The sequence below is a fragment of the Ruegeria sp. YTSA064 genome (genome assembly GCF_059610325.1).
Genome location: NZ_JBXWNK010000007.1, coordinates 37223 through 55405, shown reverse-complemented (window position 1 = coordinate 55405; position 18183 = coordinate 37223). Strand labels below are relative to the sequence as shown.

Annotated in this window: 21 protein-coding genes and 1 tRNA gene; 6 read left to right on the top strand and 16 right to left on the bottom strand. The window is 55.6% G+C overall.

Annotated elements, in window-relative coordinates; translation table 11 throughout:
- Window positions 1-54: 54 nt before the first annotated feature.
- A complete protein-coding gene (locus AC2FI7_RS11770) occupies window positions 55-1017 on the top strand; it encodes an L-malyl-CoA/beta-methylmalyl-CoA lyase (protein WP_010443542.1) in 963 nt (320 codons plus the stop codon).
- Window positions 1018-1065: 48 nt separating this feature from the next.
- Here the strand turns inward: AC2FI7_RS11770 and AC2FI7_RS11765 are convergent, their stop codons facing one another.
- On the bottom strand, window positions 1066-1644 hold the full coding sequence (locus AC2FI7_RS11765) for a PA14 domain-containing protein (RefSeq protein WP_010443541.1): 579 nt from the start codon (window positions 1642-1644) through the stop codon (window positions 1066-1068).
- Between the two features lie 119 nt (window positions 1645-1763).
- Window positions 1764-2216, bottom strand: a complete 453-nt coding sequence (locus tag AC2FI7_RS11760) for an Lrp/AsnC family transcriptional regulator (RefSeq protein ID WP_010443540.1) — start codon at window positions 2214-2216, stop codon at window positions 1764-1766.
- 73 nt (window positions 2217-2289) lie between these two features.
- Here AC2FI7_RS11760 and AC2FI7_RS11755 point away from each other — a divergent pair, with 73 nt between their 5' ends.
- Window positions 2290-2886: a LysE family translocator gene (locus AC2FI7_RS11755; protein WP_010443539.1), complete on the top strand. Its 597-nt coding sequence runs from the start codon at window positions 2290-2292 to the stop codon at window positions 2884-2886.
- 1 nt (window position 2887) lies between these two features.
- On the opposite strand, the gene AC2FI7_RS11750 is transcribed toward AC2FI7_RS11755, so the two are convergent.
- Both AC2FI7_RS11750 and AC2FI7_RS11745 read right to left on the bottom strand, forming a co-directional pair.
- A complete protein-coding gene (locus AC2FI7_RS11750) occupies window positions 2888-3721 on the bottom strand; it encodes an AraC family transcriptional regulator (RefSeq protein ID WP_010443538.1) in 834 nt (277 codons plus the stop codon).
- Window positions 3722-3853: 132 nt separating this feature from the next.
- A complete protein-coding gene (locus AC2FI7_RS11745; protein WP_496816068.1) occupies window positions 3854-4654 on the bottom strand; it encodes a hypothetical protein in 801 nt (266 codons plus the stop codon).
- A gap of 52 nt (window positions 4655-4706) precedes the next feature.
- Between AC2FI7_RS11745 and AC2FI7_RS11740 the strand changes: the two genes are divergently transcribed.
- Window positions 4707-5669 (top strand): acetyl-CoA carboxylase carboxyltransferase subunit alpha, encoded by a 963-nt coding sequence (locus AC2FI7_RS11740; protein ID WP_010443536.1) that lies wholly within the window; start codon window positions 4707-4709, stop codon window positions 5667-5669.
- Between the two features lie 4 nt (window positions 5670-5673).
- Here AC2FI7_RS11740 and AC2FI7_RS11735 read toward each other — a convergent pair whose 3' ends face one another.
- The 3 genes from AC2FI7_RS11735 to AC2FI7_RS11725 all read right to left on the bottom strand — a co-directional run bounded on the left by AC2FI7_RS11735 (window position 5674) and on the right by AC2FI7_RS11725 (window position 8287).
- Window positions 5674-6804: a lytic murein transglycosylase gene (locus AC2FI7_RS11735; RefSeq protein ID WP_010443535.1), complete on the bottom strand. Its 1131-nt coding sequence runs from the start codon at window positions 6802-6804 to the stop codon at window positions 5674-5676.
- 112 nt (window positions 6805-6916) lie between these two features.
- Window positions 6917-7564 (bottom strand): GntR family transcriptional regulator, encoded by a 648-nt coding sequence (locus AC2FI7_RS11730; protein ID WP_029622256.1) that lies wholly within the window; start codon window positions 7562-7564, stop codon window positions 6917-6919.
- Window positions 7565-7594: 30 nt separating this feature from the next.
- Window positions 7595-8287: a M48 family metallopeptidase gene (locus tag AC2FI7_RS11725; protein WP_496816067.1), complete on the bottom strand. Its 693-nt coding sequence runs from the start codon at window positions 8285-8287 to the stop codon at window positions 7595-7597.
- Between the two features lie 100 nt (window positions 8288-8387).
- Here AC2FI7_RS11725 and AC2FI7_RS11720 point away from each other — a divergent pair, with 100 nt between their 5' ends.
- From AC2FI7_RS11720 to AC2FI7_RS11710, 3 genes are all read left to right on the top strand, one after another.
- A complete protein-coding gene (locus tag AC2FI7_RS11720; protein WP_010443532.1) occupies window positions 8388-8711 on the top strand; it encodes a TIGR02300 family protein in 324 nt (107 codons plus the stop codon).
- A 138-nt stretch (window positions 8712-8849) separates the two neighbouring features.
- Window positions 8850-8925, top strand: a tRNA-Ala gene (locus AC2FI7_RS11715).
- Between the two features lie 63 nt (window positions 8926-8988).
- Window positions 8989-9216: a DUF6538 domain-containing protein gene (locus tag AC2FI7_RS11710; protein ID WP_496816066.1), complete on the top strand. Its 228-nt coding sequence runs from the start codon at window positions 8989-8991 to the stop codon at window positions 9214-9216.
- A 16-nt stretch (window positions 9217-9232) separates the two neighbouring features.
- Here the strand turns inward: AC2FI7_RS11710 and AC2FI7_RS11705 are convergent, their stop codons facing one another.
- The 9 genes from AC2FI7_RS11705 to AC2FI7_RS11665 form a co-directional block, all read right to left on the bottom strand.
- On the bottom strand, window positions 9233-9718 hold the full coding sequence (locus AC2FI7_RS11705; RefSeq protein WP_480876641.1) for a prepilin peptidase: 486 nt from the start codon (window positions 9716-9718) through the stop codon (window positions 9233-9235).
- A complete protein-coding gene (locus AC2FI7_RS11700) occupies window positions 9708-10562 on the bottom strand; it encodes a helix-turn-helix transcriptional regulator (RefSeq protein WP_496816065.1) in 855 nt (284 codons plus the stop codon). The genes AC2FI7_RS11705 and AC2FI7_RS11700 overlap by 11 nt, the downstream gene beginning before the upstream one ends.
- A gap of 224 nt (window positions 10563-10786) precedes the next feature.
- Window positions 10787-11788: a type II secretion system F family protein gene (locus AC2FI7_RS11695; RefSeq protein ID WP_010443529.1), complete on the bottom strand. Its 1002-nt coding sequence runs from the start codon at window positions 11786-11788 to the stop codon at window positions 10787-10789.
- 10 nt (window positions 11789-11798) lie between these two features.
- Window positions 11799-12770, bottom strand: a complete 972-nt coding sequence (locus AC2FI7_RS11690; protein WP_480610199.1) for a type II secretion system F family protein — start codon at window positions 12768-12770, stop codon at window positions 11799-11801.
- Window positions 12771-12773: 3 nt separating this feature from the next.
- Entirely contained in the window at window positions 12774-14162 is a 1389-nt protein-coding gene (locus tag AC2FI7_RS11685; RefSeq protein ID WP_496816064.1) for a TadA family conjugal transfer-associated ATPase, read from the bottom strand.
- 14 nt (window positions 14163-14176) lie between these two features.
- Window positions 14177-15385, bottom strand: a complete 1209-nt coding sequence (locus tag AC2FI7_RS11680) for a CpaE/TadZ family protein (protein WP_496816063.1) — start codon at window positions 15383-15385, stop codon at window positions 14177-14179.
- A gap of 24 nt (window positions 15386-15409) precedes the next feature.
- Window positions 15410-16105, bottom strand: coding sequence for a TadE/TadG family type IV pilus assembly protein (locus AC2FI7_RS11675; RefSeq protein ID WP_010443525.1), 696 nt, complete (start codon window positions 16103-16105; stop codon window positions 15410-15412).
- Complete coding sequence (locus AC2FI7_RS11670; RefSeq protein WP_158005286.1) at window positions 16102-16608, bottom strand: TadE/TadG family type IV pilus assembly protein; 507 nt, start codon at window positions 16606-16608, stop codon at window positions 16102-16104. The genes AC2FI7_RS11675 and AC2FI7_RS11670 overlap by 4 nt, the downstream gene beginning before the upstream one ends.
- 5 nt (window positions 16609-16613) lie before the next feature.
- On the bottom strand, window positions 16614-18182 hold the full coding sequence (locus tag AC2FI7_RS11665) for a pilus assembly protein TadG-related protein (RefSeq protein ID WP_496816062.1): 1569 nt from the start codon (window positions 18180-18182) through the stop codon (window positions 16614-16616).
- Window position 18183: the final 1 nt, after the last annotated feature.

Below are 18183 nucleotides of genomic sequence, written 5' to 3'. Positions count from 1 at the left end.
TTAATATCCCATCACCAGCAAAGAACGCAACTTCCTTACTCACAAGAGGTCCAGATGAGCTTCCGCATTCAACCCGCCGCTCCGGCCCGACCCAATCGCTGCCAACTGTTTGGCCCAGGCTCGAACACCAAGCTGTTTCCCAAGATGGCCGCGTCGGCAGCGGATGTCATTAACCTGGATCTGGAAGACTCGGTGGCCCCGTCCGACAAGGATACCGCGCGCGCCAATGTCATCGAAGCGCTCAATACGGTCGATTGGGGCAACAAATATATGTCGGTCCGGATCAACGGGCTGGATACGCCCTATTGGTACCGCGACGTGGTCGATGTGCTGGAACAGGCAGGCGATCGGCTGGATCAGATCATGATCCCCAAGGTCGGGTGTGCGGCAGATGTTTATGCGGTGGACGCGCTGGTTACTGCCATCGAGCGGGCCAAGGGCCGAACCAAGCCCATCTCTTTCGAGGTGATCATCGAGTCTGCCGCTGGCTTGGCGCATGTCGAAGAGATCGCAGCATCATCTCCGCGTATGCAAGCCATGAGCCTTGGCGCCGCGGATTTTGCAGCCTCGATGGGCATGCAGACAACCGGCATCGGTGGCACACAGGAAAACTACTATATGCTGCGCGAAGGCGAAAAGCACTGGTCCGACCCGTGGCATTGGGCGCAGGCCGCCATCGTCGCCGCCTGCCGCACCCATGGCGTGCTGCCGGTCGATGGCCCGTTCGGCGATTTTTCTGATGATGAGGGATATATCGCGCAAGCCAAACGCTCGGCCACTCTGGGAATGGTCGGCAAATGGGCCATCCACCCCAAGCAGATTGCATTGGCTAATCAGGTTTTCACCCCGTCAGATGAGGCGGTGTCCGAAGCGCGCGAAATTCTAGCCGCAATGGAACAGGCAAAGGCTAACGGTGAAGGCGCAACCGTCTACAAAGGACGTTTGGTGGATATCGCCTCGATTAAGCAGGCCGAAGTCATCGTAGCGCAGTCCGAACTGATCGCGGCAGGCGGCTAGCGCACAAATAGAAAAGGCGCTCGATCGAGCGCCTTTCACTTTATGTAATCAGCGGCCGAAAACGTCGTTGGGTGTCCAGGTAATTCTCTGACCCTGTTTACCCCATTTCATCATCAAGCAAGACGTACCGTATTTCTGAAAGTACTTGATGTTGAGAGGATACCAACCAGCTTTCGGCACTTCGACTTCGGTCCGTTGGTTAGCCTCACAGCCTTGGCGACCATTAACATATCCAATTTGCTGGCCACCGACCCACGCATCGATCCCGTCATTTGACCAGGTTTCAAGCTCGTATATCCCGGGTGAATCAAAACGAATATAACCCGTGATTTCCGCGGCAACATTGAAGGCTTCGTTGAAAGTCAGGACAGGATCGCCCTCATTCGTATCACGGTAGTCCAGCCCTCTAAGTGGCGCGCCCGGCTTGGCCTTCCTCAAAAGTTGTTTAACTTTGGCGAGGTTTTGGATTTTGCGAGGCGGATTACCTTCCCAGCTATACTTTGCATTCAACCCCGCTTTTGGACTGGGTTGAGGATTTGCCGGCGTTAACTTCAAAGGTGCAGCCGCCGCCGCACCCGCAAGAATTGCTATGACTGCAACAAGCGCTCCGGTCCGGAAAAATTTCATGGTCTTCTCCCTGAATTCGCGCCCGCTTGGGGATCAATCCCTGCCGACGACACTGTTGCAAAGACCTTAGGCTGTGAATTTTTGACCTGCAAGGTGGTTAGAATTCACTTTTTTGGCCTTTACGCGCGCATATCCTTGGGCGACCCCATTACCACGTATGAGGTAATCGAGGTCACATGCGGAAGCGTTCCCAATACCTCAGTATGGAAGGTTTTGTAGGATGCGAGGTCTGCACATTCGACCCGCAAAAGGTACTCGATCGTGCCTGTGATATTGTGACATTCGACCACCTCGGGCGCTTGCTGCAGTGCTTCTTCAAATCCTTCTTGGGCGGCCTTGGTATGCTCACCCAGCCCGACGCCGATATAGGCAACAAAGCCTATGCCCAAGGCAGCCGGGTTCAGAACTGCGCGATAGCCCGATATTACACCCGCGCGCTCCAACTCTTGCACCCGACGCAGACAGGCAGACGGCGACAGGCCAACGCGGTCGGCAAGATCGAGGTTGCTGATACGACCATCTTGCGACACTTCGCGCAATATATGTTGATTTATTCGATCAATCTTCGCCATTTGTTGTTAACAATATTCAATAACCGCACAAAAAAGCAATTTCATTCGCCGAGATCGGCGAGAAAATGCGGTCATGACATACGAGATTTTGATGGCCCTGATCGTGTTCGCCTTTGTGTCCTCGATAACTCCGGGGCCAAACAACCTCATGCTCATGGCGTCAGGCGCGAATTTTGGCTTCCGGCGAACGATACCACATATGTTGGGTATCGGGTTAGGCTTTACCTTCATGGTATTATTGGTGGGCGCAGGGCTGGTTCAGGTTTTCGACCGTTTCCCGGTTAGTTATACGGTGCTTAAGATCGCATCCGTCATTTACCTGCTGTATCTGGCTTGGAAGATCGCACATGCAGCGCCTGTGAAGGGGCAAGCAGCAAGCGGTACGCCGATGACGTTCCTTCAGGCTGCCAGCTTTCAGTGGGTCAATCCAAAGGCCTGGGCCATGGCGCTTACGGCGACTGCAGCATATGCGCCGGGACAAACGCTCGAAGCCATCATACTGGTTGCGCTGGTGTTCGGAGCGATCAATCTGCCATCGGTCAGCGCGTGGACGGTTCTGGGCCAACAAATGGCACGGGTCCTGACCAACCCGCGCCGCTTGCTGATATTTAACTGGACGATGGCTGTGCTACTGGTTGCATCGCTCTACCCTGTTCTTTGGCCGCAATAAGTCATTTGAGCGGTAGACAGATTTCGGTCAGCAGGTCCTCGGGTGCAGTTTCACGCGGATCATTCAGATAGATTTCATAGCAAGGCTGATCCGCAGGCTCCTCGCCAGAATCGGGCAACCAATTTCCGAACAGCGTCTGATAGGCGGCGTATATGCCGGAATACGGGCCTTTGTAGGTCAGAACTGCCGTTTTGCCGCCTGGGATGCTGAGGTCTTCCATCCCCTCCGGTGTATCTTTGCCGCAGAATTGAGCCCCCGCAAAGCTGCGCAATTCATCTTCCTGAACGTCTTCGGGGCTGTCGAGATAGAGCCCGATCATCGGGCCGACCTGCGGCCACAGTTTTCGGGATTCGCATAGGGCACCAAAGGCCTCAAAACTGCGGCCAATCTCGGCATAAGCCCCTTTATGCGGAAGTGCTACGACACGGCGGGACGGTTCTGTGCGGGTTGTCACAGGATGCATGGGGTATTCTCCGGTTTTGAATTTTGGATGAGCCGGCAGAATCTGCCCCGCCTTGCGAAACGCGGTGGGACTGCTGCCGTAGGCCTCGGAAAAGGCTCGTGCAAAAGATTTCAGGTTCGGATAACCAATATCGGTCGCTATCTGCGCAACAGGCCTGTCCGACTGCACCAACCAACAGGCGGCACGATGCAATCTGATCCGGCGCGCAGCCTGCGCGCAGGTTTCACCGGTGATGGCACGAAACACGCGATGCCAATGAAATCGTGACATCGCCGCGACATCGGCCAAAGCATCCAGCGACAAATCCCCAGCGGGGTGATCGTGGATATAAGCCAACACGCGCAACACGCGATCTTCATAGCTGGCGACCATCGGTATCCTTCCTTCTCATTGCCCATCTGTCGTGACATATTCCACGACCACAAATCTTGCTGAGTTCGATGGAAGAGACGCTCAGCTTTTTGGTACAATCATTTCAGAGACAATTGCTCTTATTTTCAGCGCCTACTTGGAGATCGCTTCGTAAGTTCGATCAGCGTCAATCCAGAAGCCTTGCTCGCCTTCAACCACCAAAGTGCCAAGTTTGTAACCGAATTCAAGATCGTGATCTTCGACCCAAATCCTGCAGATCCAATAGCTTCGATCATCCAATTTGCTACAATCAGAGGTGAACCAGAAACCATCTTCGTTGATGGCATTGGTCTGTAGGACCTTCGTTATTAGCAAGTCGCCGCGGATATCTGTTACGCTCATAACTACCCGGCCATCGGTTTCAAATGGCAAATTGAATGGTCGTTTGATGGCCAAGTTTTGATCGAATGAGTAAACACTGAAATTTCTCAGTTTCGTTGTATCAAACCCATTGCGAAGCAGAAAATTATTGTAACCCTCGGCGTTAAGGCGAAGAAACCCAAATGCCGGAAGAACGTCTGCATTGGTATCCGACATGCAGAATACCTGCGTTGTCTCGCCACCAAGCAAAATCAGTTCGCCAACAATTCGAGGGCCTTCTTTAGGGTTCACCTGCAGGGAAGAACTTGCTTTCAAGGTCAGCAACTGATTTCCGATCTGGACTACCAATTCAGACACAAAATGACATGCCGCAATCCGCTCAGCTTCTTCTTTTTTGGATTGATAAATCCCCCAAGAAACATGAGCGACGAACCAGACCACCCCGAAAGCGACGACTGTCAGGGAAAGCAACAACAAAAACACAGCCCCGCGAAACGCCGCCTCGATGAATTTAACCGCATGATCAATTACTTTTAGCATGCTCAGCATCTCAAATGCCCCTTGTTGTTGCATCTGAAGACAGCCAACGGCATATAGCTAGGAAAATTCACGCGAGTGAGGCGTCATGACCCAGTATCTGGATTTCGAAAAACCGCTGGCCGAGATCGAAGGCAAAGCTGAAGAGCTGCGCGCGCTGGCCCGCGCAAATGAAGAGATGGACGTGGCCGAAGAAGCCGCCGCACTGGATGCCAAGGCCGCCAAACTGCTGGACGAGCTTTATGGAGACCTCACGCCGTGGAGGAAATGCCAGGTCGCGCGGCACCCTGAACGGCCTCATTGCAACGATTACGTAGATGCGTTGTTCACCGAATTCACACCTCTGGCCGGCGACCGGAACTTTGCCGATGACCTGGCGGTCATTGGCGGTCTGGCGCGGTTCAACGATCAACCGGTGATGGTGATTGGCCATGAAAAAGGCAGCGACACCAAATCGCGGATCGAGCGCAATTTCGGCATGGCCCGCCCCGAAGGCTATCGCAAAGCCGTTCGACTGATGGAAATGGCGGGCCGCTTTGGTCTGCCGGTGATCACTTTGATCGATACAGCAGGCGCCTATCCCGGCAAAGGCGCGGAAGAGCGCGGCCAGTCCGAGGCCATCGCACGCTCAACCGAGATGTGCCTGAAGATCGGCGTACCACTGGTTTCTGTCATCATCGGCGAAGGCGGATCGGGTGGAGCCGTTGCGTTTGCAACAGCGAACCGCGTGGCGATGCTGGAGCATTCGGTCTACTCGGTGATTTCGCCCGAGGGCTGCGCCTCGATCCTGTGGAAGGATGCCGAGAAGATGCGTGAAGCCGCCGAGGCGCTCCGTCTGACGGCTCAGGACCTGCACAAACTGGGTATCTGTGACCACATCATTCCAGAACCCAAAGGCGGGGCGCATCGCGACCGCCCTGCAGCGGTTGAATCCGTGCGGTCTGCAATTGCTTCGATGCTGAAAGAGCTCGACGGAAAAGATGCGGCGGCCCTGATCAAGGACCGCCGTCAGAAATTCCTGGATATCGGCTCAAAAGGGCTGGCGGCTTAACCCGTCAACCTCCCAAACTCTGCAACAACGCCACTGAAGGCTGACCGGTTACGGACAGCCCGTTGGCGCGTTGATAAGCGCTGATTGCAGCCTCAGTGTTTTTTCCGATCACTCCGTCTGCGCCTTGCGTGTCATAACCCGCAGATGTCAGGCGGCGCTGTAGTTCTTTACGATCGTCAAGCGTCAACCCGGTTGCATCCGGCCCGAATGAGGCCTGGAACGGTGCCCCGCCCGCGATCCGATCCGCAAGATGGCCCACACCAATCGCGTAACTGTCCGAGTTGTTATAGCGCTTGATCACTTGAAAATTGCGGAACACCGCAATGCGTGGTCCGGGCGTCTGCGGTTGTAACACTGCCACCGGAGAGCCCGAGACTGTACCGACTTCCCCACCCCAAGGCTGACCCTGCACCCAACCGGCGCGCGACAGATACGCGGCGGTTGAGGCCAACGAATCTGCCGGATCTTCGGACCAAATATCGCGGCGTCCATCACCGGTGAAATCAACGGCATAGGCTAGATAAGAGGTAGGGATAAACTGGGTGTGTCCCATCGCTCCGGCCCAGCTGCCGGTCATGTTGGCCGGGGTTGTATCGCCCTCTTGAATGATCTTCAGCGCCGCCACCAGTTGCTTTTCAAAGAACGCCCCGCGCCGCCCATCATAGGCCAGCGTCGAGGTCGCCGAGATCACCGGCACATCACCGCGCCGTGCGCCGTAGCGGCTTTCTAGTCCCCACACTGCGACAACAATTTCCTTGTCGACACCATATTGCGCTTCGATCTGCGACAGAGTCCCTGCGTGCCGCACGAGCATCTGTTTGCCGGTGCTGATCCGCTCGTCCGACGCGGCAATGGCCAGATAATCCTCAAGCGAGCGCTTGAACTCGACCTGATTGCGGTCGCGCTCGATCACATCGGGCAAATATCCCGCCCCCTGAAAGGCGCGATTTAGCGTAGATTGAGAGATGCCCTGCGACGCTGCCCGGCCTTTGAAACCAGCAACCCACGCATCCCATCCAGCGTTCGGGACAGCGCGCATTCGCGACGCTGGAGCACTGGTTGGTGCACTGCCAGTTGAACAGGCTGCCAACAGCGTCGCCCCAAGCCCGATAGAAAAAGTTCTTCGATTGATCATGATTGAAATCTGCTCTTGTTGTGATTTGCTTTCAGGATAACGCAGCCCGCCCGTTCAGACCAGCAGAGCAGCATCTGAAACCAACCTGTCAATGAGATGGGCAACAAGCCGCTCAGGTTACGAGCAGGCGCAATCCTTGCGTCACGTCCGAGCGCACCGCCAATCTAAGACCTGGTTCATCCCCAGCCTTGAGCGCTGCGATGATCAAACGGTGGTAATGCGGCGGCTCAGTTCGTCGCAGCCGGCCATAAAGTGCCCGCATCGTGGGACCAAGCTGCAGCCAAACGGTCTCGGCCATTGCAAGCATCGCGGGGGCCTGTGCGCGCAGGTAAAGCGTCCGGTGGAATTCCAGATTGGAACGGATATAGCCAACCGCGTCGCGTTTAGTGACCATCTCGGCGACGGCCATGTTGATGCTTTGCAGCCGGTCAATCAGTGCCATGTGCGCGCGCGGCAGGGCACGACTGGCCAATTCAACCTCAAGCAGCGCACGCAATGCGGCCAACTCCTCGATCCGATCCCGTGTCAGTTCAGGGGTCGACACGCGGCCCGAGGTGGACAGTGACAGCGCGCCTTCCGCTGCAAGCCTCCGCACTGCTTCGCGCGCAGGCGTCATCGACACACCGAATTCCTTGCCTATACCGCGCAATGTCAACGCCTGCCCCGGAGCCATCTCACCATGCATGATACGAGACCTGAGTGATCGATACACTCGATCATGGGTCGCGGTGTGGGACTCGGCGGGGCGTGTGGTCAGCATGAGCTTATGTGATCACAAACTTTCCCGGCGTCAAGCGGCGGGTTCGAAGCGATAGCGGTGAAGTTCAGCCCCATTGTCGCGCAACCAGCGGCGGGCCTCTTTGTACGGGCCAAATATCCGCTCGACCTGCGCCCAGAAGGCGGGAGAATGGTTCATTTCGATCAGATGCGCCACTTCATGAGCGGCCACATAGTGCAGCACCTCAGGCGGTGCGAGGATCAGTCGCCATGAAAACATCAACGCACCAGCAGAACTGCAGGATCCCCAACGCGAACGCGTATCACGCAGCGTAATGCTACGAAACGAACGACCCAACATCGCGGCATAGTCATCACACGCTCCGGTCAAACGATCGCGGGCAAGTTCTTTGAGAAACCGGGCGAGTCTCCGCGCCTCCGCCCCGGCAGGAACACCGATCTCGTCACCTTTCAGAAGCACCCGCCGACCTGAGATTTGAACGATTCGCCGTGCTTTTCCCTCTATTGATATGGATTGACCGAACTCAACGGTTTCCTGGTCTGGCCCGTCCTGAAGATGACCGCGAATCCAATCCTCTTTCTGATGCGCGAAATCCAAAGCCTCGGCTTCGGCGACACCTTTCGGGTAGGTCAGCGTAACCCGCCCATCCAATTGGGAAATCCTTAAACTGATCCGTCTTGCCTGCGCAGATTTGCGCAATGTCAGCGGCACCGGAGGGGTTCCAGGCAATGCATGTCGCCCCATGGGCCGATCTCCTTCGCGCAAAGGCTTTGACAGTGCCTGCCGCTTATGGCAGGTGACCAGAATCATTGATGAGATTCACCTGATATCAAGGGGATTTGATATGCCCAAGGAAGAATGGGGCGTAAAGCGTGTTTGCCCGACCACTGGTAAACGCTTTTACGACCTGAACAAGGACCCGATCGTCAGCCCCTATACCGGCGAGATCGTTGAACTGGAAACCGGCAAAAGCCGGATGATCGCGGCAGATGCCGAAGATGCGGCTTCGGTTAAAGCACGTGAAGCTTCGTCGGACGAAGATATCGTGTTGGATGATGACGACAACGTCGATGTCGAACTGGATGACGATCTGCTGGACGATGATGACGACAGCGACAACGTTTCGCTGGACGATATCAAGGACATGTCGTCAGAAGACGAAAACTGATGGGTTTCGAGGCAGCCCGGCTGCCTCATCCCAGTCCACCGGATTGGTTCGCACTTTTTCACCGAATCCGATTTTTGGACTTGCACTCTACGGCGACGTCTCATAAACGTCCGTCCACCGCTTTGGCGGTACCTGTATGGGGCCTTAGCTCAGTTGGGAGAGCGCTTGCATGGCATGCAAGAGGTCAGGGGTTCGACTCCCCTAGGCTCCACCAAAACCTAACAATACAACTAGATAGCAAGCATTAGAGCGGTGTGACACACAGGTGTGACACAAAATGAAGCTGCATGCGTACCTCTCACTGTCCCGACACGGCATCTATTACTTCCGTTGGCCACTGCCCGACACAAGACCAAAACCCCACACTAGAGCAAACACCAAACGTAGGTCTCTCCGGGTGTCGTTGCGTACTAGATGCCCTAAAGAGGCTGGTACTCTTGCACGGCGTCTTGCAGTGTGCGGCGACACAATAACAAAGCACATAGAAGTATCGGGCAAGGCCTAAGACTACCCTGGAAGTACTACCCCAAACCCATCGCAACCAAGGGCAATAATACACCCGACATGGCTATCGATACACCCATCGGATAGCTGGCTTTTGGTCGCAATGCGAGCCAGCGACATTCCGGAAATCCAATTATCGAGCGGCTAGTGATCACAAACAGCATGCCCACGACCATGGACATGGTGAAAGTGTAAAAGAACAGCAACAGAAAGTAGCTGGGCACAAACAATGTCAGCGCGGCGATTGCCTTTACGTCGCCTCCACCCCACAGGCGCAGCGTGAAACCAAGAAAACCAACGACAAATACGCCGACGCCGAATACCGCGCGGTATACCGTCTCGTGGAAGGATAGAAACACGGGCGCGGAGAGGACAAAAGCGGCGAGCATTATCAGCACCAGCTTATTGGATATCCTGAGGTTCTTCAGGTCATTCCATGCCATTGCAGCCAAAAGCGGAGTAATGACGATCAAAGGGACGAACTGCGCGACTTCAGGCGACATATTCGCTACCCGCATTCAGCGATTGGCGCTTGACCATCGGGGTCAGCAAATCATGGATCAATTCGGGTTGAGATGACGTTTCTGTTTTGACGTAGATATTGCGAAGATGCGTACGCAGTGTCGAAATTGAAATCGATAACTCGGACAACAAGGCGTTGTTGTTCAATCCGCGCGCCAATAACAGGCAAACCCGATATTCCGAGCGACTCAGCCGACAAGGGTTGTCCATAGACAAAATGCTTTTTGGTTCTTTCTTGATAAGCTTTCGGCGCGTGTTTTTCAGCTTCGCTTCGGAAAACCGACCAAGAGATCTTTTCTTCCAGCAATCCGACAGAACAGGGCCCAGAACGCTCAGAATATCTACCGCGGCCGAAGAGATGGGGTGGCTGAAATGCAATTCCAGAAAGTCGGCGACACCATTTTGTCGTTCCAGCAGAATGGAAACTGACTCGGAAAACCTGCGGAAAGCATAGAACTCTGACAGATGTTCGTATTCGGACAGGTCATCCTGTCCACCGAACCAAGCCGACCCCAGTTTGGCCCCGCTCATGTTGTTTCCGCAAATGGCAGGCGCGATGCAGATATCGAAACCACTGAAACTGTCGCGCGTCTTGTGATTGGCGTCGTAGCTCAGCACTTTTGCCGAATTCTGATTGCCGTGCAGGTCCACCCGGCTGATTGAAACGACTTCCGCATCAATTGCGCGAGCTGTTTCGCGCAGTGCATTTAGCAGTGGGACTTTCCCCTGAGTCGCCTGGCAAAGGACAGCTACGACTTTTAGAAGTTCTGACGTTGGTGCCCCTGCACCGGGCGCGAAACGATGCGCCGAAAACAAACTATTCATACCGTTTAACATTGACCGAAACCCGATCAACCCTTTCGACAGACACCCCCACCCGTCGATTGCGTCGCGATTTTTTGTGTGGCCGGACTCCACTTAACTACCTAAAAGCCTACTCTTTTCTCTCTAAACTGGGCAAAATCTGCCGAAACTAGACACCCGTTTGTCCTCGTTTTGGAAACATGACCCGCCCGAACACGCAATTACGGCGGATACGGGCGGGAATTCTACGCCCCAAAGCCCCGGAAGTATCGAATCATCGAAGGTGCGGCGGTAATGATGATCAGCGTCGGCAGCATCAGCGCGGCCAGAACAGCGGACATCTTTACCGGTAGCTGGTTTGCCAGTTCCTGTGCCCGTGTTTCGCGTGAGTCCCGCATTTCAGACGCATAGGTAGTCAGAGCTTCGGACATACTGGTCCCGTAGCGTATGGATTGCTGGACAACCGTGGCAAAGGACTGGATTTCATCAACCCCTGTACGCCGCGCCATGTCAGACAGCGCAGTTGCGCGGGGTCGTCCGGCCTGAATCTCGTGCTGAGTGTTCAGAAACTCAAACGCTAGGTCAGGGGAGGCCAGCGCCAGTTCGTTCCCGACCCGTGTCATAGCGGCATCAAAGCCCAGCCCAGCATGAAGCGAGATCTGCAGCAGGTCGAGAGCATTTGGGAATGCATCGCGGATACGCTGCTGACGTTCTTTGCGGCGATGCTTCAGCCAGGCCGCGGGAACAAAATATCCGACGGCCGTCAGCAAACCGATAAGCTGAATAGCGTTGGCTTTGCTGATGGATTCAAAAATGCCCGTAATCGCGCTGGGAACGGGGATGCCAGGCGTTCTTGAGGCAACGATGAGCAGACCCACAATCATCGGCACGAAAATCCCAAGCCAAACCCGAGTCAGTGTGTAGATCCGCAGGGCATTTCGACCGGTCAGCCCGGCTTGAATCAGCTGATCCTCGATCTTGCGCCGCTCAGCTTCCCTACTGGGCAGTGCGGCCTTAAAAAGACCTTTAGGGGTGACGAGAGTTTCGCGCAACAGTCCGCGGTCATTGCGGGCCTCATACCTTTGGGCGCGCAGATTGGCGATACGGACAGCCGCTGGATGGCGACGGCTTAACGCCGAGGTTACAGCGACGAACACCAGCAAAACGCCAAGACCAAACACGGTCAGCAGAATTGTTTCGGCTGGCAGCCCGAAACGAAGCGACATAATTTCCAGAATATTTTCCATGAAACTGCCCTCAGATACGGAAATTGACAAGTTTGTGCAGGATGATGACGTTCGAGACCATCAGAACGACAACCAACACTGCAAGTTTGATGAATGCGGGATCGTCACTGACGTCGGTGTAATATCCAGGCGCGTTGATCGTCATTAACCCCATGATCACCAGAGGAATGATCGACAGAAGAAACCCGGACAGGCGCCCTTCTGCGGAAATGGCTTTGATCCGCGCACGCAATGCAATGCGCCGTCTGACCACGGTGGCCAGAACGGACACGATCCGCTCCAGATCGCCACCGGTGCCATGCTGGATCGCCATACTTGCCGCCAGGTACTGCGCATCTTCCGAGCCGACCCGGTCTGCAAAATCCTGAACCGCGTCGGGCAATTCGTCGCCAAAACTGATCTGGTCGAAAATGATGCCGAACTCGGACCCGATAGGATCTTGCATCTCGTCCGCAACGGCTTTGATCGAGGTGTTGACCGGGTGGCCAATTTTCAGGCCACGCGCCATCAGCTCTAGCGCATCGGGCAACTGACTGGTCAAAGCTTTTTGGCGTTCAGCCTGCCGCGATTTCACCACCAAAGCAGGCATAAGCACACCCAGGATGAGTGCGATCGGGGCTGCCTGCCAGGGCGGCAGAAACATCATACCGGCGATTGCGATCGCCAAGGTGCCGAACAGGCAAAGCAGCACAAAATTCTTCGCTGAAACATGCAGTCCCGCCTGAACTAGCGTGTCCGGCAAGTTCCCAAAAAACGGGATCTTTGCAAAAAACCCTGTCTGAGTCTCGGGAAGCAGCAAGGCGAGCCGATCTTCATCAGTAACGCCTTGCCGGACCATGCGCATTCGGCGGTTGCGAGCCTCGGCGTGGTTTTCACCGCGACGGGCAAAGTGGAACACACCGGTAATCAGCATGAAAATTCCGACGAAGACGCAAGCCAGCGTCAGATAGTTAAGAAGTTCGGCTGTGTTAATACTGATCATGCCTCAGCCTCCTGATACTCGGAAAGTCTCGGGTTCGAGATCTACGCCAGCAGCTGTGAGCATGTCATAGCATTTCGGGCGAATTCCGGTGGGAACAAACTGACCAAGCACCTCGCCGCTTTCTGCGCGGCCTTTCTTCTGGAACACGAAGATGTCTTGCATGGTGATGATCTCACCTTCCATCCCGGTTATTTCCGAGATGCTGGTGACGCGGCGCGACCCATCCGCCAACCGCGACAGATGCACAATAAAGTGCAGCCCCGATGCGATCTGGGATCGAATGGCTGCGGCGGGAAATTCGATACCCGTCATCGTGACCATCTGCTCCAGGCGGCCCAATGAATCGCGCGCCGAGTTCGCATGTACAGTCGTCATCGAGCCATCATGACCCGTATTCATGGCCTGAAGCATGTCGAAAGTCTCCGCTCCGCGAACCTCACCGACAATGATCCTGTCGGGGCGCATACGCAGCGCGTTGCGCACCAGATCACGCTGAATGACCTGGCCGTCGCCGGACGGGGATGGCGGGCGTGTTTCCAAGCGCACAACATGCTCCTGCTGGAGTTGCAGTTCTGCTGCGTCTTCAATGGTGACGACACGCTCGCCATGGTCGATATACGAAGACAAGGCGTTCAACATCGTTGTCTTACCCGATCCCGTCCCGCCGGCGATCAGAACGTTCAGGCGCGCGTATACCAGCGATTGCAGGAACCGCGCGGCGGCATCGTTCAGAGCGCCATTTGCGACCAGCTTTTCCATCGTCAGTTTTGACTGCGCGAATTTACGGATTGAAACACTTGGGCCATCAATCGAACAGGGGCGGATGATTGCGTTGACACGGCTGCCATCTTCCAGCCGGGCGTCCACCCAAGGCTGCCGTTCATCGACACGACGCCCGATCTTGCTGACGATCTTGTCGATAACCCGCAGCAGGTGCTTTTCATCGCGGAACCGCACCGGCACGCGCTCCAGCAGGCCAGAGCGTTCGACATAGACCGTCTGATAACCGTTAACCAGAATGTCGTTGATAGTCGGATCGGCCAGCAATGGCTCCAATGGGCCAAAACCCAGAATTTCGTCCAGAAGTTCCTCAACGATGCGGTTGAAGTCTTCGGTATTCAGCGGCCTGCCGGTTTGGGACAACGCACCGCCAACAACCCCGGCGACTTCGCGCCGCAGCACGTCTTTTTCAACCTTTTCGATCACCGAAAGGTTCAACCGTTCCAGCAAAGCCTCGTGCAAAGTGCTTTTGAGCTCAAGCCAGTCGGCCAGTTCGGTATCTTCTGTTGTGGTCTCAGGCTGAATTTCTTGGGCCAGTTGCTCTGCATGCTGGTTAAGCTGGATTACTTCGGCCTCATTGGTTCGCCCGGCGCGTGTAAACTTTTCAAACATCCCTTAGACTCCAATTAGGCTGCGTTGTTTCTCAGGCCGGTTTTGCCGACCATTGTTTCATTCATGATTTTCCGACCCATCGTGCGGATCGCCTTGGACAAGGCACAGCTGCCTGAGGCTTGCGATAGCAATTGACCCCGATCCAGCGCCTGTTTTGCGTGGCGCGCGTCGCTTGGCAGCCAGAAGCGCAATTCGCGTTCCAGCGCCTTTTGGGCTTCGACATGTTGGCTTGACCGGAATGTCGGTTTCGTTTCCTGGCTGATGACGATCTCAACCGGAGGTTCGAGCCGCTCTTTTGTGAAGAATTCGATCAAACGGCAGGCTTGGCGCACCGAAGAGACTGAGCTGTCACCCACCATCAGCATCCTGTCTGACGCGGTAACTACTGCGCCAAGCCAATCGACCAGCGCACGTGGCAGATCGATAACAACAAAGTCGAATTCCAGACGCAAAGTCTCGATCAGCGCGCTGACCTGTTCGCGTGTCAGAACATCCAGAGGAATGAATTCTTCGGGCGCGCTCAGGACTTCCAAACCGGATGCATGTTGCACCAAAGATTGCTGAAGGAAAGTCCGGTCCGGCGTGACACCATCCTGGGCCATTCTCAAAAGCCCCGAGGAAGACTGCAAATCTAAGGACGTCGCGACCGTGCCAAATTGCAAATCCAGATCTACGATAGCGACCTTGTTTCGCGTCCTTTTCCGGAAGATGCCGGAATAACCCTGCAATTGGTCCGCCAGGTTGATGGACAGTGTCGACGCGCCGATGCCTCCACGGGCCGGGCATACGCTGATAATCTGCCCCAGTCGCTGCGGTTGCGGCGCATAAATTGTCGGCAGCAAGGATTTGTCGACCATCAGACGCTGAATCTGTTCGGCCAGTTCGTCCTGCCCGATGGGATAGGGCAGAATCTCGTCCACGCCCGATTTGTTCAGCGCACGCGCTTCGGTCAATGAGATGTCACGGTCGCTAAGTGCCAGCAAGGTGCCGCGCGAACCGGCGCTACGACGAAGATCGCTGACAGTTTCCAGATTCAATTCGCCTGAAAAGCTGAACACCAGCAGGTCATTTTCACCCATCAGATCACAGGCGCGACCGTTTACCGAAGACAAGGTCCCGGAATGTGTCTCTAGCGAAAGATCGTCGAACCGGTCGACGGCCTGGGCGACTGAATCCTTAATCGCCTCATTATCAGAGATTAGGGCTAATGATTTTTGAGTCATTTTTCAGCTCCCATGATTAGAAATTCAACCGTTGACTCCGCTGGCGAGGTCTTCGCCAGGAAGGGTTGCGCTAAAGTCGGAAAAAATTTTGAAGCCCGTTGTCGCGGTGGTCAGTGCATCGGTTTCTGGCGTTGAGCCGCCCAAAACCAGCGCTGCGATCGAACCCAACGGAGAGACGAACCGGAACGGAAGTTCTTCGATTGTCACTGTGACCATCGGTACATAAGGGCCACCCAGGAAATTCATTTCCGGGTCGAAGTCGTAAGTGAACGTGATGTTGCTTTCGTCAAAAGTTGCGGTGGGATCGTTGGGAACGGCAAACTGAAGCATGTTCCAGATGTCGGTCACGGTGGTCTGGGCCGCTGCATTCACGGGTGCCGCACCGGTGCATATTGTGGTGGCAGGTTCGACACAGACGCCAGCGGCGAAACTGCAATTGGTTCCGAATCGCGGGCCGGTGATATCGGTATAGGTGCCGCGGCTGTTGGTTGTCGGAACACCGCCACATGCGGGTGGCATCACTGCAGCCATCCGAGCGGCGACCTGTGCTGTTTTTTCAGCAGCCACATAGTGGAAGGCCAATCTGCCGAAATCTATCAGGCCCAGGAAAATCAAAAGGAACAACGGCAGGACAAAGGCAAGCTCAGTGACCGTCGACCCATCTTCGTGACGGCCAAGTCGCGACATTTCGCGGGTTATCTTGTGAATGCGGCGGGTCATGGTCCAAACACCCGGCTGCGATCTGTGATCGTGGTTTGGATTTGCGCCGTCGCCGAACCTCCTACTAGTTGGAACAGGGGCGTGAATGGCAGATTTGAAATTGTCAGTGACGCGGTCAGGACGGCCACTGGTGTGGGCGAAACGCGGTATTCACCTGCGTTGCCAACGCATTCGAGGGACAGAGAGTCCAGACCAACAGCAATGTCAGTGGTTGAAAGCGATGTCAGTGTATTTGAGACAGCGGTTTGAAAATCGCCGATAGCAGCGCTTGGCGAGGCAGTGCACAAGTCCGACGGGGCGATCCGGCCAACATAACGGGCAGTGTCCCGAACCCCTGTGATCGCATTTTGATAGGACCAGAAAATCCGCCCCCCTTCGACGATCAGGGCAAATGTCACTAACAGGATTGGCAAAAGGATCGCAAACTCGACCAACGCCGCGCCGGACTGATCGTTGCGGAACCGGCTAAGGGTATTGCTGATATGATGGGAGGCACCAAACATGATCATTACTCGTAAAGCTGAACTAGATCGTGAACGATGCCGCCAACTCCGGCGCCGCCGATGCCATCCGATACGGTCTGAATGACCTCACCATAGATGACCGCGTTGGCACCGGTGCTGCCGGACTCCGAGGGGCGGATCAGAAACATCTCGATGAAACTTGTCACCGGAATGGCGCCCGACCCGCCGTTCAGCTCATCCTGAAAAGTCGCGCAATCGATACCGGCGACAGTGATGACACGGCGCGTAGGATCGGCACGACCGGCTGAAGGGGGTTGGCACGAAGGCATGCTGCTTTCAGCTTTACCACCGGCGGTCAGGATAGCTTCCAGAGCGGCCTGGTTGGTAACCTCTGCATTGTAGATGTCATAGCGGGTGCCACCGGTCGGGAACCAAGATGGAATACCGGTTGGAAGAGGACCGCTGAAATCAGCGCCGTAGTTGATGGTCAGATACTCGGTAAGGCCGCCAGCGAACACGCCATTGCCTATGCGAGGTGTCGGGCAAGTGCCGCTGGCAAAACAATCATCAAGTGGCAGCCCAACGGTCGCGGCCGGATCAGGGATCCCGTTCGCATCATAAGTGGGCGACAGCTGGCTGGTGCAGTTGTTTCCGTTACTCGCAGTGATCCAACCGTCCAGGACATGTGGAGAAGAAGCGAAATTGTCGACGTCGTAGCGCGAGCCGTTGCTGAACTGCCTGGCGCTGGATTCAAATCGGTCGAAACGTGTGTTAAAGCCAGCCACCATGTTGCCCACGCTCAGACCCGGTCTGGTTTCAACGGCTCTTTGGCTGAAGCACATGGATACCGCGCGCGATGCGGCCAGAGCACATGAATCTTCCTGACCGTTTGGTGCAGGTTCGCAGGCACCAGACGCGTCGATGGCCAGATTCTGATTAGAAGACAAAAAACCAAAGTTTCCGGGACCCCAATGGCCATTGCCGCCCTGACTTACCATTCTGATCAACTGCCCTTCGGTTAGATCGAGGCTGGGTTGCGGCAGGCAGATGAACATGGGGGTGATGTCGCAAGCCATCAGGGTGAACCCTGCCACAGCCTCGGCATTGACGCTGGAGAAGGGCTGCGCATTGCCCAGCAAAGCCGCCGCTGCCGCTGCGAGCGGAGTACTGACCTCGTGCGTATCGACGGTCACCCGAACAAATGCCGCAATCGGCCCGCTGGCAGGATCGGTCGAATCCAGCAATTGCGCGGGTTGAGCGGGATCGGTTGCAGTGGTCGGCGGGTTTTCGTAAAACCGCAGCTGGTAATCCGTTGCACCGGACAACAGCTGATCCTTGTTGCGAATGCCAAAGCTTTGACGATCGCGGATCATGTTTGCAGCCGCATTCGTGGCGCGGGTGATGGAATCCGGGCGACCATCAAGTTCCCCCGCAGCCGCAAGGGCAACATTGTCCGCAAAGCTCTGCAATTCCGACTGAGTGGTGGTCACCCGACCAATGTCGAATGCAAGGGCGGCCATTCCGAGCATCACCGACAGGGCCACCGCAACAAAGACCAGTATCGCGCCGTCTTCGGAGCTACGGAATTGACGTATGAATTGAGCGAGGGACACG